Source organism: Pseudoalteromonas sp. APC 3355, from assembly GCF_030407615.1.
GTDB lineage: Bacteria > Pseudomonadota > Gammaproteobacteria > Enterobacterales > Alteromonadaceae > Pseudoalteromonas > Pseudoalteromonas distincta.
Genome location: NZ_JASDDB010000001.1, coordinates 393,111 through 410,239, shown reverse-complemented (window position 1 = coordinate 410,239; position 17,129 = coordinate 393,111). Strand labels below are relative to the sequence as shown.

Genomic DNA, 17,129 nt, shown 5'->3' with positions numbered 1-17,129 from the left:
AAGTTTTGCGCCTGTAAATTAAAATTAATTGTGATAGCATGGCTGTTAGAAATAATAACAATACTCTTAATACCCAATACCGGGTTGTTGAGAGCTGATACTGAAGGAATGTGATATCAAATGACTGATCTCGCCAATGAAATTCTGCCAGTCAATATTGAAGACGAGTTAAAAAACTCCTACTTAGATTACGCAATGAGCGTAATTGTAGGACGTGCATTACCAGACGTACGTGACGGCTTAAAACCTGTTCATCGCCGCGTTTTGTTTGCAATGAACGAGCTTAGTAATGACTGGAACAAGCCTTACAAAAAATCGGCCCGTGTGGTCGGTGACGTAATCGGTAAATACCACCCACACGGCGACAGTGCAGTTTATGACACGATAGTTCGTATGGCTCAGCCATTCTCACTGCGTTATATGCTAGTAGATGGCCAAGGTAACTTCGGTTCGGTTGATGGTGATTCAGCAGCGGCAATGCGTTATACAGAAGTACGTATGGCTAAAATGTCGCATGAGTTATTAGCCGATCTTGAAAAAGAAACGGTTGATTTCGTTCCTAACTACGATGGCACTGAGTTCATCCCTGATGTTTTACCAACGAAAGTTCCTAATTTATTAGTGAATGGTTCGTCAGGTATTGCAGTAGGTATGGCTACAAATATACCACCACATAACTTAACTGAAGTTGTAAATGGTTGTTTGGCACTTATTCAAAATCCAGATTTAACTATTTTAGAGTTAATGGATTATATCCCTGGTCCTGATTTCCCAACGGCTGCAATTATCAACGGTAAGAAGGGTATTGAACAAGCCTACTTAACTGGCCGTGGTAAAGTGTACATGCGTGCACGCGCCGACATCGAAACCGATGAAAAAACAGGCCGTGAAACAATTATCGTTCACGAAATTCCTTATCAAGTTAATAAAGCTCGTTTAATTGAAAAAATTGCTGAGCTGGTTAAAGATAAGAAAATTGAAGGTATTAGTGCTCTACGTGATGAATCAGATAAAGACGGTATGCGTATCGTTATTGAAATTAAACGTGGTGACGTAGGCGAAGTTATTTTAAACAACTTGTATTCACAAACTCAGTTACAAACTGTGTTTGGTATGAATATGGTTGCGCTAATTAATAACCAACCTAAATGTTTCAATTTAAAAGAAATGTTAGAAGAGTTTATTATTCACCGTCGTGAAGTAGTAACTCGTCGTACAGTATTTGATTTACGTAAAGCCCGTGACCGTGCACACACGCTTGAAGGCTTAGCGATTGCGCTTGCGAACATTGACCCAATTATCGAACTTATTCGTAAGTCGCCGACACCTGCTGAAGCTAAAATTGCTTTAACAGCGCGTCCGTGGGAATTAGGTAATGTACAAGGTATGCTTGAAAAAGCAGGTGAAGACAATGTTGCTCGTCCAGATTGGTTAGCAAGCGAACTTGGTATTCGCGATGGTCAATATTATATCTCTGAGCAACAAGCTCAAGCAATTCTTGATTTGCGTTTACATAAGCTAACAGGCCTTGAACACGAAAAAATCCTGACCGAATACCAAGCGTTATTAGAACTAATTGCTGAACTACTTTATATTTTGGCAACTCCTGAGCGTTTAATGGAAGTTATACGTGACGAGCTAGTTGAAATTAAAGAGCAATATGGTGATGAGCGTCGCACTGAAATTAATGCAGCTGCTCACGATATCAGCCTTGAAGACTTAATTACTGAAGAAAACGTAGTAGTAACGCTTTCTCACGAAGGTTATGTGAAGTATCAGGCATTGTCTGATTACGAAGCACAGCGTCGTGGTGGTAAAGGTAAGTCAGCAACGAAGATGAAAGATGAAGATTTCATTGAGCGTCTATTAGTTGCAAATACACACGATACTATATTGTGTTTCTCTACGGCCGGTCGTTTATATTGGCTTAAAGTGTATCAGTTACCACTAGCGAGTCGTGCAGCGCGCGGTAAGCCAATTGTTAACTTGTTACCACTTGAAGCTGATGAACGTATTACTGCTATATTGCCAGTACGCGAGTACGCAGAAGATAAATACATCTTTATGGCAACAGCATTTGGTACAGTTAAGAAAACACCATTAACGGCTTACAGTCGTCAACGTGCAAGCGGTATTATTGCTGTTAACTTAAATGATGGCGATAGCCTGATTGGGGTTGATATTACCGATGGTAGCAACGAAATTATGTTGTTCACTGATGCAGGTAAAGTTGTACGCTTTAAAGAAGCTGAAGAAACAACAGTTGTTGATGAAAACGGTAACCCAGTATTAGACGAAGAAGGTAACCCTGAGATTCGTTTCAAAGGTGTTCGCCCAATGGGTCGTACTGCTACAGGTGTTCGTGGTATTAAAATGGCCGATGATCAACGCGTAGTATCGTTAATTGTACCAAAAACTGACGGTGCTATTTTAACGGTAACTGAAAATGGTTACGGTAAGCGTACACAACTAGAAGATTACCCATCTAAGAGCCGTGCAACACAGGGTGTTGTATCTATTAAGGTGAGTGAGCGTAACGGTGCTGTTGTTGGTGCTGTACAAGTTGATGACAACGACGAAATCATGATTATTTCAAATCGTGGTACCTTAGTACGTACTCGCGTTAATGAAGTTTCTACGGTTGGACGTAACACCCAAGGTGTTATTTTGATCAGAACTATTGACGAAGAGCAAGTAGTTGGTTTACAACGTATAGAAGAGATTGAAGTTACAGAAAGTGACTTGATTGATATTGAAGACGTTGAAACTGTAGATACGGTTATTGATGAAGTAGCGGATGATAATCCTCCTTCAGAATAATTGATATTGAAAAAGCGGCCTTGGCCGCTTTTTTTAATGTTGTTGAAAAAAATTAATAGGGTGTGAAGTTATATTCATTCACTAAAACTCAAAGGTTTAGTGGGTGGGTATTGAGCATTCATGCTTAGTAGTTAAATTACTGGAATGAGGCAAAGGTAATGAGTAAATATAATTTTTGTGCGGGGCCAGCTATGCTTCCGCAAGCGGTTATGAAAAAAGCACAAAAAGAGTTTCTAGATTGGCAAGATTTAGGTGTGTCTGTGATGGAAATAAGCCATCGTAGCAAAGAATTTTTAGCCCTTACAGCTAAATGTGAAGCCAGCCTTCGTCGCCTAATAAATATAACTGATGAATTTGAAGTGCTGTTTATGCATGGTGGTGGTCGTGGGCAGTTTAGTGCTGTGCCATTAAATTTACACCAAGAAGGCAAAGTTGCGGTTTATTGCGAAAACGGCGTGTGGTCAAAAAGTGCAACAGATGAGGCCAACAAGTTTACTCAAGCAACCTCTATTGATGTGCGTAATGATGCCAATGGCGAGTTTTCTATTAAACAGGTTGCTGATTGGGTGTTACCAGAAGATGCATCTTACATTCACTATTGCCCTAACGAAACGGTTGACGGCTTAGAAATTTTTGATGTACCAAGCCACCCAACTGCACCGATCGTTGCTGATATGTCGTCAACTATTTTATCACGCGAAATAGACGTTAATAAATTTGATTTAATTTACGCTGGTGCGCAAAAAAATATCGGCCCGTCGGGCATATCAATCGTTATTGTTCGTAAAACATTACTTGAGCGTGAAGGCTTACCTAAGCCAGGCATTTTAGATTACGCATTAGAAGCAAAACAAGGCAGCATGTTTAACACGCCTCCTACATTTGCTTGGTATTTAGCTGCTGAAGTATTTCAATGGCTTGAAAGTAATGGTGGCGTAAAAGCGATGGAAGTTCAAAATATTGCTAAAGCGCAGCTACTTTATGACTTTATTGATGAATCGAGCTTTTATACCAATAAAGTAGCTAAACATTGCCGTTCACGTATGAATGTTCCGTTTTGGCTTAATGATGAAAGCTTAAATGATAAGTTTGTTGCTCAGTCTAAAGATGCAGGGTTACTTGCTCTTGAAGGCCACAGAATTGTGGGCGGTATGCGCGCAAGTATTTATAACGCAATGCCTATTGAAGGTGTTCAAGCACTTGTAGACTTTATGGCTGCTTTTGCAAAGGAGCACAGCTAATGGAGCAGCTTCGTTTAGAACCTATTTCTAGAGTAAATGGCACAGTAACCCTACCAGGTTCAAAGAGTCTATCGAACAGAATTTTATTATTAGCAGCACTTGCAAGCGGTACTACCGTTGTAGAAAACTTACTTGATAGTGACGATATACGCCATATGCTGGGCGCCTTAAAGTTATTAGGTGTAAATGTAACTTTAAATGATGAACGCACTGTAGCCACCGTAGAGGGTGTTAGTGGTGTGTTTAATACACCGACTGAGCCATTGTTTTTAGGTAATGCGGGTACTGCTTATAGACCTTTAACGGCAGTACTTGCTGCCGTTGCTGGTGAGTACGAGCTAATAGGCGAGCCACGTATGGAAGAGCGCCCAATAGGGCACTTGGTTGACGCGCTGCAAGCATTGGGTGGTGATGTTACTTATACAAAGCACAAAGACTACCCACCACTTAAAATTGTGGGTGGCCAAATAAAAGGCGGTGAAGTTGAAATTGACGGCAGTATTTCAAGTCAATTTTTAACCGCTCTATTAATGGCAGCGCCATTATTTAACGGTGATACAACAATAACTATTAAAGGTACTTTAGTCTCTAAACCTTATATTGATATTACACTTGATGTAATGGCACGTTTTGGGGTTAATGTTGAGCACAGTGATTATGCAACTTTTAAAGTTAAAGGTGGTCAACAATATCAATCATTAGATCGCATAATGGTTGAAGGCGATGCATCTTCTGCTTCTTACTTTGTTGCTGCGGCTGCAATTGCAGGCGGTGAGATTGAAATTAAGGGCGTTGGCGCTAAATCGGTTCAAGGTGATATAGGCTTTGCCAAAGTAATGGAGCAAGTAGGCGCAAAAATTGATTGGTATGATGAACGTTTAGTTGTTCGCAAAGGCGAATTAAAAGGCGTGGATATTGACGCCAATGCAATTCCTGATGCAGCCATGACTCTTGCAACTGTTGCTCTTTTTGCCAAAGGCCCAACAGCCATTCGTAACATTTATAACTGGCGAGTAAAAGAGACAGACCGTTTATATGCAATGGCAACTGAGCTTCGTAAAGTAGGCGCACAGGTTGTAGAAGGTGAAGATTTTATAGAGATCACCCCACCTGAAACATTTAATGATGTTGCTGTTGATACTTACGACGATCACCGTATAGCCATGTGTTTTTCAATGGTTGCCGTTGGTGGAAAGCCAATAACAATTAATGATCCAAAGTGTACCTATAAAACATTTCCTACATTTTTCAATGTTTTAGCGTCAGTCAGTGAATAAGCTAATTAGAAGTAATTACAAAAGTTACACACTAATAGCAGATATATTTTAATAACTGACGTATAATGTCGCGGTTTATTTAGGTGTGCATTGCAGGAGGTTTTAAATGCAGGCGTTATTAATGCCCGTGATCACCGTTGATGGCCCAAGTGGTTCAGGTAAAGGAACTGTTTGTCGCTTGTTAGCCGACAAGTTAGGGTGGGATGTATTAGATAGCGGTGCGATTTATCGTGTTTTATCTTTAGCTGCACTTCATCACCAAATTGCATTAGACAATGAAGAAGGGCTTGTCCCGCTTGCTGCAAATTTAGATGTGCAGTTTTTGGTAGATAGCCAAACTAATGCAGGAAAAGTTATTTTAGAAGGCGAAGATGTCACCACTACTATTCGTAATGAAGAAGTAGGCGCTGCGGCATCAAAAGTTGCAGCATTACCTCGCGTTCGTGAAGCGTTATTACGTCGCCAGCGTGCATTTCGCACTGAAAATGGCTTAATTGCCGACGGCCGTGATATGGGCACTGTGGTTTTTCAAGATGCGCCGTTAAAAATATATTTAACAGCAAGTGCACAAGAGCGTGCTCGTAGACGCTTTGTTGAGTTGAATACGCGCGGCCTTGATGTTACACTAAGTGGTCTATTACAGGACATTCAAGCTCGTGACGAGCGCGATATGAATCGTGCCGTTGCTCCGCTTGTACCTGCAGAGGATGCTATTGAGATCGATACTAGCGATCTTAATGCACAGCAAGTGTTTGATAAGGTAATAACTTTATTGGATATTGCTATCTCTGAAGGTAAGCTTCCTAAACGAAGCTAAACACATTTTATGCGCCAGCAGGATGCCAGTGCTATTTTAACAACCCCATGCAGCATGGTTGCTTATTGGTATTAATATATGAGACGTATATTCGTATGTCAGAAAATTTTGCGCAGTTATTTGAAGAAAGCTTAAAGGGTTTTGAAGCAGAGCAAGGCTCTATCGTTAAAGGTACAGTAATCTCTATCGAGAATAACATTGTACTTGTAGATGCTGGTCTTAAATCAGAAAGTGCTATCCCTGCAGAGCAGTTCAAAAATGCTGCTGGTGAACTAGAAGTTGCTGTAGGCGACGAAGTAGATGTTGCACTAGATGCAATTGAAGACGGTTTCGGTGAAACTATCCTTTCTCGTGAGAAAGCTAAGCGTCACGAAGCATGGATCCGTCTTGAGAAAGCATGTGAAGAGCAAGAGACTGTTACTGGTGTTATCAACGGTAAAGTTAAAGGCGGTTTCACAGTTGAAGTTGATTCAATCCGTGCTTTCCTACCTGGTTCACTTGTTGATGTTCGTCCAGTACGTGACACAACTCACCTTGAAGGCAAAGAGCTTGAATTTAAAGTAATCAAGCTTGACCAAAAACGTAACAACGTTGTTGTTTCACGTCGTGCAGTTATCGAATCTGAAAACTCACAAGAACGTGAAGAGCTTCTTGCTAACCTTGTTGAAGGCCAAGAAGTTAAAGGTATCGTTAAGAACCTTACTGACTACGGTGCATTCGTTGACCTTGGTGGTGTTGATGGTCTACTACACATTACTGATATGGCTTGGAAGCGTGTTAAGCACCCTTCAGAAATCGTTAATGTTGGCGACGAAATCGCAGTTAAAGTTCTAAAATTCGACAAAGATAAAACTCGTGTTTCTCTAGGCCTTAAACAGCTTGGTGAAGATCCATGGGCAGCTATCGCTGGTCGTTACCCAGAAGGTTCTAAACTTTCTGGTCGTGTTACTAACCTTACAGATTACGGCTGTTTCGTGGAAATCGAAGAAGGCGTTGAAGGTTTAGTACACGTTTCTGAAATGGATTGGACTAACAAGAACATCCATCCTTCAAAAGTTGTAAGCCTTGGCGACACTGTTGAAGTTATGGTTTTAGAAATCGACGAAGAACGTCGTCGTATTTCTCTTGGTCTTAAGCAATGTATTGCTAATCCTTGGCAGGAATTTGCTCGTCTACAAAACAAAGGCGATCAAGTTACTGGTAAGATCAAATCAATCACTGACTTCGGTATCTTTATCGGTCTTGACGGTGGTATTGACGGTCTTGTACACCTTTCAGACATTTCTTGGAATACACCTGGCGAAGAAGCTGTACGTGAATTCAAGAAAGGTGACGAAATCACTGCTATCGTATTGCAAGTTGACCCAGAGCGTGAACGTATCTCTCTAGGTGTTAAGCAAATCGAAGCTGACCCATTCAATAACTACCTTGATGCAAACAAAAAAGGTGCTATTGTTAAAGGTAAAGTGACTGAAGTTGATGCGAAAGGCGCAACTGTTGAACTTATCGAAGGCGTTGAAGGTTACATCCGTGTAGCTGATATCGCTCAAGAGCGCGTTGAAGATGCAACTACTGTTGTTTCTGTAGGCGACGAGATTGAAGTTAAATACGTTGGTGTTGATCGTAAGAACCGCACTTTAAGCTTATCTGTAAAAGCTCTTTTCGAAGCAGAAGAGAAAGAAGTACTAGAGAAGCTTAAGAAAGAAGAGCCAGTGTTTGAAAACGCAATGGCAGCTGCTTTCGCAAATGCACAAAAAGACTAATATATAATTAGTTTTTAGTTGGAAGGGCATTTTTTGCCCTTCCTATATCTCTTTTTAAGGAAACGCTATGACTAAGTCAGAATTGATAGAAATACTTGCGGAACAACACGCACACGTTCCAGTGAAAGATGTTGAGAATGCTGTAAAAGAAATTCTTGAACAAATGGCCGGCTCATTATCTACTTCAGATCGTATTGAGATCAGAGGTTTTGGTAGTTTCTCTTTGCATTTCCGCGCTCCTCGCACAGGTCGTAATCCTAAGACTGGCGATACAGTTGAGCTTGAAGGAAAGCATGTACCTCATTTTAAACCAGGCAAAGAATTGCGCGACCGCGTGAATGAAAGCATTGCCTAGTTAACTTAGTGGAGTAGTTACTTGTTCAAGGTATTAAAAATTATTCTGGTTGCACTATGCCTTATCAGTGCATTTGTATTAGGGTCACAAAACCCACAATTAGTACAAGTAAATTACATTATAGCCAGTAATACACTACCTTTAGCTGTAATAATAAGTATCTGCTTTTTATTAGGTGTTTTGATTGGTTGTTTTATTAGCTTTAAATTGTTTTCGCAATTAAAGTGGCAAAACTACCGCTTAAAAAAGCAATTAGCGCCTGAAAAAGATAAAAAAAAGCTTGCCGCGAATAAAGACACCTAACTATGATTGAGCTTTTGTTTTTACTATTACCTGTTGCCGCTGGTTACGGTTGGATTATGGGTAAAAACAGTGCTAAAAACCAAGCTCATCAACTTAATCGTCAGATCACTTCTGAATATAGCAAAGGCTTAAAATTTCTACTCGATAGAGAAGAAGATCAAGGCTTAGAGCATTTAATCAACTTACTTGAAGTTTCAGCCGACTCGGTTGAACACTATTCTACACTTGCCACCATGTTTCGCCGTAGAGGTGAATTAGACCGCGCAATAAAAATTCATGAACTTCTGTTAAAACACCCAAGCTTAAATGAACAACAAGCTGCAACTAGCCGTTTAGAACTAGCCGAAGATTATATAATGGCCGGACTATTAGATAGTGCGGAAGAGCACTTAGTTTGGTTAGTTAAAGCAGGGCATGTAGAAGCGCTGGACCCTATTATCACTTTATATTCGCAAACCCGTGAGTGGGAAAAAGGCATCAACATGTTTGAAGCTCATAGCGAACTATTTTCAAAAGAACAGCAATTTAAAGCAATTGCTAATTTTTATTGTGAGTCAGCTTTAAGTGACAATACACCCCAACTAATGAGAAAAGCGATTAGCTTAAATTATAAAGCCGTGCGTCCGCTTTACGAGTTAGGGTTAGTTGCTTACGCAAAAGAAGATTACGTTAAAGCTATTTATTACTGGCGTGAACTTGTCTCTCAATTTACCTTGTTTGCTCCGTTGTTTATTGATGAGCTTGCACACAGTTATAAACAATTGAATTTGACGCATCAATTTCACGAGTTAGTCAGTGACTTGTTAGAGAAGGGCGGTGTATTAATTAAAATAAAGCATTGCCAAGCATTACTTGAGCAAGGTCACACTAAGCAAGCCTTTGAATTTTTAACTGATAGCTTAAAACGTCAACCTACTATTCGTGGTTTTAGTTTTTTACTGCAATTAATGGGTGACCAAAATAAAAATACTAAAGAAGTACTTAACGAAATTGATAAGCTTGTAACCTCTTATATTGCTACAAAACCAGATTTTCAATGCCAGCATTGTGGTTTTACAAGCTACACCATATATTGGAACTGCCCTTCTTGTAAGCATTGGGAAACCATTGTTCCAAGTCGAGGCTTAGACGGATTTTAATAACCCCATAATTAATAACTTTACTGCCATTCACTAGGATAGTTATGTCTTTCGAACACTCAAAAAAAATTCTTATTGCATTAGATTACGATGATCAAGAAGTTGCTTTAAACTTTGTTAAACAACTTTCTCCTGATACTTGCCGTCTCAAGGTCGGCAAAGAAATGTTTACCTATTTTGGACCTGCATTTGTTAAAGAGTTAATTGATTTAGGTTTTGATGTTTTCTTAGATTTAAAGTTTCATGATATTCCTAATACAGTAGCTAAAGCGGTTACTGCAGCTGCTAAAATGGGTGTGTGGATGGTAAACGTTCATGCTTCTGGTGGCTTTGAAATGATGAGCAAAGCTAAATCGGCTCTAGAGAAATTTGGTGACAAAGCGCCATTACTTATCGCTGTTACTGTATTAACAAGTATGGATGAAACAGAGCTTAAGCGTTTAGGTGTTGATAAATCAGCTCAAGAGCAAGTTATCTATTTAGCTAAGCTTGCAAAGGAAGCTGGGCTTGATGGTGTTGTGTGTTCTGCACAAGAAGCAAAAGCTTTAAAAACAGAGTTAGGTGATAGCTTTAAGCTTGTTACGCCTGGTATACGCCCTGAAGGGAGTGATGCGGGTGATCAAAAGCGTATAATGACTCCTAAGCAAGCTATAGATTCAGGAAGTGACTATTTAGTTATAGGCAGACCGATTACTCAAGCAGATAATCCTGTAAAAGTGCTTAGTGATGTTAATAACTCTATAGCTTAATTTAACAATAAGCAGTCATATAGTGCTAAAACCCCTTACCTTATGTGAGTTTTATGTTACATTAATAAAATCAAAATGTAGTAGGGGTTTGTTTTGAAGTTATTTTTTGGTTCTATAATAATTGTTATTGCGGGTTTTTCAGTAAATAAGTACGTTTTTTCTAATAAAGCATACGATGGTGTAACAACCGTTACAGATATAATTCCAACGTACCCAGTCGATATGTTTGATTTTAAAAAAACAATGCAAGATTATGCTCATCATCTGTGTTACAAAAATGAAGATACACTTATATCTCAGCATGTAAGCGTTAGTGAATGTATATCAAAGCTTGATGATAAAAAAACAGAATGTGAAAAAAAGGTTTTTCGTTTGGCACCGCTCAATCTTGAGTCGGAAGTTGAAGTGCTTGATTATTCAAGGCAATATACGCAATGTACATTGCCTTATAAATATATTTTAGGTTAATTACTAACAGGTATTATTAGTAATTACAGCCAATTATAATTAAGATCTTAAGCGAATGGATTTCGCTTCAATATCTATTAACTCTTGTTTAAATAAGCCACCAATTGCTTTTTTATAATTAGCCTTACTTGTAGAAAACATCTTTTTTATTGCTTCAGGATCAGACTTATCACCAAGTGGAATAACACCGCCTTCGTTTTTAAGCTTTTGCATAATAGTTTCACCAAGGTCACTTACTTTTCCCATACCTGGCTTTTCTAGTACAACATCAATTTTTCCGTCGTCACGTACTTTTTGAATATAGCCTTTAAGCTTTTGACCCACAAATAAGCTTTTAAATACCATATTGTAAAAAACAACACCGAAGTGCGACTCTTCAATTAATACCTTGTAGCCAATATCTGTTTTGCCAGCAACAATTAAATCCACTTCTTGTAAGTGAGTATATTGCGGCTCATCTTTTGATAGGAAACGATTAAAGTTGTTTGAGGCACAAATACGTTGGCTTGCATTATCAAGGTACAGACGTACTAAATAAGAATGGCCTTCTTGCATGCGTGGCTTTTGTTCATTAAAAGGTGCAAGCACATCTTTCTCAAGGCCCCAATCTAAAAATGCCCCAATACTATTTATTTCTTTAACGCGTAGTAGGGCATACTCGCCAACTTGAGCATGTGGTTTCTTTATTGTTGCTGTGGCTAAATTAGCATTGTCTAAAAAGATAAATACACTAATACTATCGCCCGCTTCAAGCTCATGTTTTATTTCTTGTTTTGGTAAAAATACTTCACCTAAATCATGGCCGTCTAAGTAAGCACCTTCGTTACTCACTTCTTTTACAAATAATGTTTGTGTGGTTCCTAGGTAACTCATAATTATTCCTGCTCAGGCTTTTTTTTACGGCGCATTGGTGTATCGCCATCAATGTTCATCGGTGCTTTAATTGGTGCTGTAGGCTTTTTAGGTTTAGCTTTGCGTTTAAATGCAGGCTTTTTAACAGCGGCGGCTTTTTCTTTAGATTTGTCCCACGCTGCCTCAGGTTTTTTCTCTTTTAAACCTTTAAACTTAGCTTTTAAGCTCTCTACGCTCGCAAATTTTAATTCGTCATTTAAAAATGCTTTAATAGCTAAATAACTTGCCCAATCTTTTGGGCCAACTAATGAAATTGCATTTCCTTTAAAGCCAGCACGTCCTGTACGACCTATGCGGTGTACATACTCTTCGGCGTGTTTTGGTAAATCAAAGTTAATAACGTGCGTTACGCTTAATAAATCTAAACCACGAGAAGCAACGTCGGTGGTGATCAATATTTTAAAGTTTTCGCGACTAAACGAATCCATGATATCTAAACGTTTGTTTTGCGTTAAATCACCAGCAAGCGCTACAGATTTGAAGCCTTTAGCATTAAGCGCTTCACTCAAACGGCTCGTGTCAGAACGCGTTGCTGTGAAGATAATACATTGACCAACATCATCTTGATTTAAAAAGTGCTCTAATAGCGCTTCTTTATGATCAAGGTGATCGGCAAGGTATAACGTTTGTTTAATATCGCTATGTTGCTCATTTGCTGCACTTAGCGTAATTTGCTTTGGTTTTTTTAATAGGTTACGTGATAGCGCATCTACTTGTGCATGGTCAAGTGTTGCAGAAAACAATAACGTTTGACGTAAACGGTGATTAGCTTGCTCGTTAATCATTTTTAACTGCTCGGTAAAGCCTAAATCTAAAATACGATCGGCTTCATCAAAAATAAGCAGCTCTAGTCCACTCAATTGCAATGAGCGTTTTGTAATGTGATCAGCTAAACGCCCAGGTGTAGCAACTACGAATTGTGGGTCGTTTCTAAGTGCTTTTATTTGGTCATTAAAGTTTTCGCCGCCAAGTATTTTAACTGCCTTAATAGCTGTGCCAGCAATTAATAAACGCAGCTGAGTAAATACTTGCGTAGCAAGCTCACGCGTAGGAGCAACAATAAGTACACGAGGATCGCGTTTGCTGAGTGCTTTTTGTTTCATAACCCTTTGTACAGCAGGTAATAAAAACGCCAAGGTTTTGCCCGACCCAGTTTTAGACTGAGCGAAAATGTCATGCCCTGCAAGTGCGGTAGGCACTGCATGCGCTTGAATATCGGTGGGCTGGGTGATCCCTTGATGTGCTAATTGTGTTTCAAGGCGTGTATCAATCCCAAGATCAGTAAACTGCAATGTGTGTTTCTCCAAAATGAGCAAATTAACTCTATAAATTTATTAGCGCATTATAGCTTACACAGCTAGGTCGCTAACAGTAAAAACCAATCTATAGCGCTATTTTTTGCAATTAAACTAAAAAAGCGTAAAATACGCGCCCCATATGCGCCGGATTTACGATTCGGTAAACGCCAATATTGGCTAACAAGGCAAAATAGGAAATATAATGACTGTTGTTCATAAAGATAATGTAACGGGCGATCACTTTGTAGTATGTGCGCTGTATAAGTTTGTAGGTTTACCTGAATTTGAAGCTATCCGTAAGCCATTATTAGAAGTGATGGAAGCAAATGAAGTACGCGGTACTTTATTGCTCGCTGCCGAAGGTATAAACGGCACTGTTTCTGCAAAACGTGAAGGGATAGACAACTTATTAGCATGGCTAGATGAGCAACCAAATTTAAAAAACATCGTTACAAAAGAATCTTACGACGATGAATGTCCGTTTTACCGAACTAAAGTAAAACTAAAAAAAGAAATTGTAACGATGGGCGTTGAAGGCGTAGATCCGTTAAAAGTTGTGGGTAGCTATGTTAAGCCAAATGAGTGGAACGCACTTATATCTGACCCTGAAGTAATTTTAATTGATACACGTAATGATTACGAAATTGAAATTGGTACATTTCAAAATGCGGTCGATCCAAATACTAAAACGTTCCGTGAATTTCCACAGTGGGCAAAAGAAAACTTAGACCCTGAAAAACACAAAAAAGTGGCGATGTTTTGTACTGGCGGTATCCGCTGCGAAAAATCGACAGCCTACATGAAAGAGCAAGGTTTTGATGAAGTTTATCACCTTGAAGGCGGTATTTTAAAATACCTAGAAGAAGTGCCAAAAGAAGAAACCATGTGGGAAGGCGAGTGTTTTGTATTTGATAATCGCGTTGCGGTTGATCACGACCTACAAAAAGGCTCTTATGATCAATGCCACGCGTGTCGTATGCCAATTACAGAAGACGAAAAGTTAAAGCCTGAATACATGGAAGGCGTCTCTTGTCATCATTGTATTGAAGAAGTAACGGACGAACAACGCGCACGTTTTGCAGAGCGCCAAAAGCAAATAGAATTAGCGCAAGCGCGTGGTGAGGGCCATATTGGTAATGAAGCACAAGCTGTTTTACAGCAACGTAAAGAAGCTAAAAAAGCCCAAAAAGACGCTCAGCGCGGTAAATAAATTTATACAATAAGTATTACATTTAAAGAGTCTATTTAGGCTCTTTTTTTGTGCCCAAAATTGTGCAGTAATTGTTTTCACACCCCGATGATAGTGTTAATCTGCAAAATAGATTTAGTCATTTTAATGCGCATACAGGAAGGGATTTATGCAAGCCGAACAAGTTGAAATCGCACAATTTTTAGCACAACATCCTCCTTTTGATGACTTACCTCAAAAAGCGCTTAATGAGCTAGCTCAACAAGTAGAAGTGGCTTATTTTAGAGCAAAAACAGATATCTTGAGTTTTGGACAAGACATTTCTGATTTGTATGTAATTAGAAGTGGTTCTGTAGAAATGTATCGCCGAAATGGCGAGCTGTACAATCGTTTGGCTACCGCAGGTATATTTGGTCAAATGGGTTTATTGATGAACCGTAAGGTGCGTTTTCCTGCAACTGCTCTGGAAGATACGTTAGTTTATTGCATAAATGTTGAGCTATTTAATCGTTACTGTGATGAGTTTGATGCGTTTGCTGATTACTTCGAAACAGACGGTAACGTGCGTTTGCATCAAGCTATTGTCGAGCAAGCCGATGGCAATGACCTGACAACCGCGAAGGTAAAATCATTAATACACAGAGATGTAGTTACCGTAGATGCAACCTCTACGATACAAGATATCGCTAAATTAATGACCGAAGAGGCGGTATCGTCAGTGTTGGTAACCGATGTAAATAAACCCATAAATGATGACCCAGAAGAAGATGACGGACAAGTAGTTGGTATAATAACCGATAGGGATTTACGCACTAAAGTAGTGGCTAAAGGGCTTGCCTTTAACACGCAAGCAAAAGACATTATGTCCACTAATTTAGTGCTTTTAGATGCTAATGACTATATTTTCGAAGCCGTATTGGCCATGCTTAGAGATAACTTACATCATTTGCCAGTAGTACAAAAAAGACGCCCAATAGGCGTTATCTCCCTCTCTGATATTTTGCGTTATGAATCCCAAAGTAGCTTATTACTTGTACGTGGCATACTGGCTCAACAAACAATAGAGGATTTGGCGCATTATGCACGCCAATTGCCCAATGTGTTTGTTCGTATGGTGAATGAAGATGCAAACTCACACATGGTTGGTACAGCCATGGCTGTTATAGGGCGTACATTTAAACAAAGACTACTTGTATTAGCAGAAGAAAAGTTTGGGCCACCTCCTGTGCCTTACTGTTTTATTGCTCTGGGCTCAATGGCTCGAGACGAGCAACTAATTGTAACCGATCAAGACAACGCGCTTATTTTAGATGACAGTTACGACGACGAAAAACATAACGCGTATTTTCAAAATATTGCCGATTTTGTGTGTGATGGTTTAGCGCAGTGTGGTTACACCTACTGTGATGGAGAAATTATGGCGTCGTTTAAAAAATGGCGTAAAACTCGCTCACAGTGGTTCGATCAATTTGCAGATTGGATAGCGCAGCCAAAACCACAAGCACTGCTTAATAGTTCTATATTTTTTGACTTAGACGGTGTGTGGGGTAAAACCAAGTGGGCCGACGAGCTTAAAATATTTATAGCAAAACAAAGTAAAGTAAATCGCGTATTTTTAGCTAATATGGCAGCAAATGCTAGAAATAGAACACCTCCACTTGGTTTCTTTAAAGGCTTTGTTATGGAACATAATGGCCAACATAAGCGTTCAATGAACTTAAAGAGAAGAGGGACTGCACCTCTTTCTGATGTTATTCGCGTGCACGCATTGGCTATTGGTTCGCGTAAACAAAATTCGTTTGAGCGACTAGAAGACATTATTGAAGCGAAACTTTTACCACAGGGTAAAGCGCAAGATTTACGTGATGCACTTGAGTATATTGCCATGATGCGAATTCGCCATCAAGCGTGGCAAATAGAGAAGGGCGAAGAGCCCGATAACGACTTAGATCCACATTTACTTTCTCCGTTCGAGCAACGAAACTTAAAAGAGGCATTTGCCATTTTAGAAAAAGCACAAAGCTATTTAAAATTTAGCTACACAGCAAACTCTGGTGTGAAGTAGCCTATGAATCCGCGTAATCATAAAGCAATTGATTGGCAAGCTAGGTATAACGAGCTTGCCAATAGCACCAAAAATAAACTCTTAAAACACTTTTATGCGGGTGCTTATAATCAAGACAAAGCTGCAATAAAAGACGTGCCTTTTGTAGCAATGGATTTTGAAACAACAGGCTTAAATAGCCAAAACGACGATATAGTGAGTGTTGGTTTAGTCCCGTTCAATTTAGAGCGCATTTATTGTAAGCACAGTCGGCATTGGGTTGTGCAGCCTAGGCGAAACCTTCATGAAGAGTCTATTTTAATACATGGAATAACGCACTCTGAGGTGGACGACGCCCCCGACTTAAATCAAATTATAGAGCCTTTACTTGAAGCGCTCAGTGGTAAAGTTGTCGTGGTGCATTATGCCGCAATAGAACGTCACTTTTTAAATAATGCGTTATTGTTAAGGCTTAAAGAAGGTATTGAGTTTGCACTTGTTGATACAATGGAAATAGAAAAAAGAGCACTAAAAGCAAGGCAGGGGTTATTAGGGCGATTGTTTAACACAAAATTAGGTTCTCTTAGGCTAACAGATTGCCGTGCGCGTTATTCCCTACCAGCATATCAAAATCACAATGCGTTAACGGATGCACTTGCTACAGCAGAGCTTTTACAAGCGCAGCTGAGTTATCATTATCGTGTAGATACTCCAGTCTCAGAACTGTGGCTCTAGCTTTTAATGACCAAACAAA

15 protein-coding genes are annotated in these 17,129 nt (G+C 39.5%); 13 read left to right on the top strand and 2 right to left on the bottom strand.

What is annotated here, in order from left to right:
• The first annotated feature begins 120 nt into the window (after positions 1 to 120).
• From gyrA to QMA08_RS01755, 10 genes are all read left to right on the top strand, one after another.
• Positions 121 to 2,820 carry a DNA topoisomerase (ATP-hydrolyzing) subunit A gene (gyrA, locus tag QMA08_RS01800; protein ID WP_002961163.1) on the top strand — a complete coding sequence of 900 codons (2,700 nt, stop codon included), beginning with the start codon at positions 121 to 123 and terminating at the stop codon, positions 2,818 to 2,820.
• A 158-nt stretch (positions 2,821 to 2,978) separates the two neighbouring features.
• On the top strand, positions 2,979 to 4,061 hold the full coding sequence (gene serC / locus QMA08_RS01795) for a 3-phosphoserine/phosphohydroxythreonine transaminase (RefSeq protein ID WP_290173435.1): 1,083 nt from the start codon (positions 2,979 to 2,981) through the stop codon (positions 4,059 to 4,061).
• Positions 4,061 to 5,338 carry a 3-phosphoshikimate 1-carboxyvinyltransferase gene (aroA, locus tag QMA08_RS01790; RefSeq protein WP_290173433.1) on the top strand — a complete coding sequence of 426 codons (1,278 nt, stop codon included), beginning with the start codon at positions 4,061 to 4,063 and terminating at the stop codon, positions 5,336 to 5,338. Before serC ends, aroA begins: the two co-directional genes overlap by 1 nt.
• A gap of 106 nt (positions 5,339 to 5,444) precedes the next feature.
• A complete protein-coding gene (cmk, locus tag QMA08_RS01785) occupies positions 5,445 to 6,155 on the top strand; it encodes a (d)CMP kinase (RefSeq protein ID WP_039489782.1) in 711 nt (236 codons plus the stop codon).
• A gap of 95 nt (positions 6,156 to 6,250) precedes the next feature.
• Entirely contained in the window at positions 6,251 to 7,918 is a 1,668-nt protein-coding gene (gene rpsA / locus QMA08_RS01780; RefSeq protein ID WP_002961176.1) for a 30S ribosomal protein S1, read from the top strand.
• A gap of 67 nt (positions 7,919 to 7,985) precedes the next feature.
• Positions 7,986 to 8,273, top strand: a complete 288-nt coding sequence (ihfB, locus tag QMA08_RS01775; protein WP_002961178.1) for an integration host factor subunit beta — start codon at positions 7,986 to 7,988, stop codon at positions 8,271 to 8,273.
• Between the two features lie 21 nt (positions 8,274 to 8,294).
• Positions 8,295 to 8,576, top strand: coding sequence for a LapA family protein (locus QMA08_RS01770; RefSeq protein WP_039489780.1), 282 nt, complete (start codon positions 8,295 to 8,297; stop codon positions 8,574 to 8,576).
• A 2-nt stretch (positions 8,577 to 8,578) separates the two neighbouring features.
• Positions 8,579 to 9,715, top strand: coding sequence for a lipopolysaccharide assembly protein LapB (gene lapB / locus QMA08_RS01765; protein WP_002961182.1), 1,137 nt, complete (start codon positions 8,579 to 8,581; stop codon positions 9,713 to 9,715).
• Between the two features lie 44 nt (positions 9,716 to 9,759).
• A complete protein-coding gene (pyrF, locus tag QMA08_RS01760) occupies positions 9,760 to 10,464 on the top strand; it encodes an orotidine-5'-phosphate decarboxylase (protein ID WP_149602755.1) in 705 nt (234 codons plus the stop codon).
• A 93-nt stretch (positions 10,465 to 10,557) separates the two neighbouring features.
• Complete coding sequence (locus QMA08_RS01755) at positions 10,558 to 10,932, top strand: hypothetical protein (RefSeq protein WP_039489775.1); 375 nt, start codon at positions 10,558 to 10,560, stop codon at positions 10,930 to 10,932.
• 39 nt (positions 10,933 to 10,971) lie between these two features.
• On the opposite strand, the gene QMA08_RS01750 is transcribed toward QMA08_RS01755, so the two are convergent.
• Positions 10,972 to 11,805 (bottom strand): S1-like domain-containing RNA-binding protein, encoded by an 834-nt coding sequence (locus tag QMA08_RS01750; RefSeq protein ID WP_002961188.1) that lies wholly within the window; start codon positions 11,803 to 11,805, stop codon positions 10,972 to 10,974.
• 2 nt (positions 11,806 to 11,807) lie between these two features.
• Entirely contained in the window at positions 11,808 to 13,136 is a 1,329-nt protein-coding gene (locus QMA08_RS01745) for a DEAD/DEAH box helicase (protein ID WP_002961190.1), read from the bottom strand.
• 208 nt (positions 13,137 to 13,344) lie between these two features.
• Here QMA08_RS01745 and QMA08_RS01740 point away from each other — a divergent pair, with 208 nt between their 5' ends.
• From QMA08_RS01740 to QMA08_RS01730, 3 genes are all read left to right on the top strand, one after another.
• The gene (locus QMA08_RS01740; protein ID WP_002961191.1) at positions 13,345 to 14,352 is read left to right on the top strand and encodes a rhodanese-related sulfurtransferase; all 1,008 of its coding nucleotides are present in this window, start codon (positions 13,345 to 13,347) and stop codon (positions 14,350 to 14,352) included.
• 148 nt (positions 14,353 to 14,500) lie between these two features.
• Positions 14,501 to 16,396, top strand: a complete 1,896-nt coding sequence (locus tag QMA08_RS01735; protein ID WP_039489770.1) for a DUF294 nucleotidyltransferase-like domain-containing protein — start codon at positions 14,501 to 14,503, stop codon at positions 16,394 to 16,396.
• 3 nt (positions 16,397 to 16,399) lie between these two features.
• On the top strand, positions 16,400 to 17,110 hold the full coding sequence (locus QMA08_RS01730) for a 3'-5' exonuclease (RefSeq protein ID WP_002961194.1): 711 nt from the start codon (positions 16,400 to 16,402) through the stop codon (positions 17,108 to 17,110).
• The last annotated feature ends 19 nt before the right edge of the window (positions 17,111 to 17,129 follow it).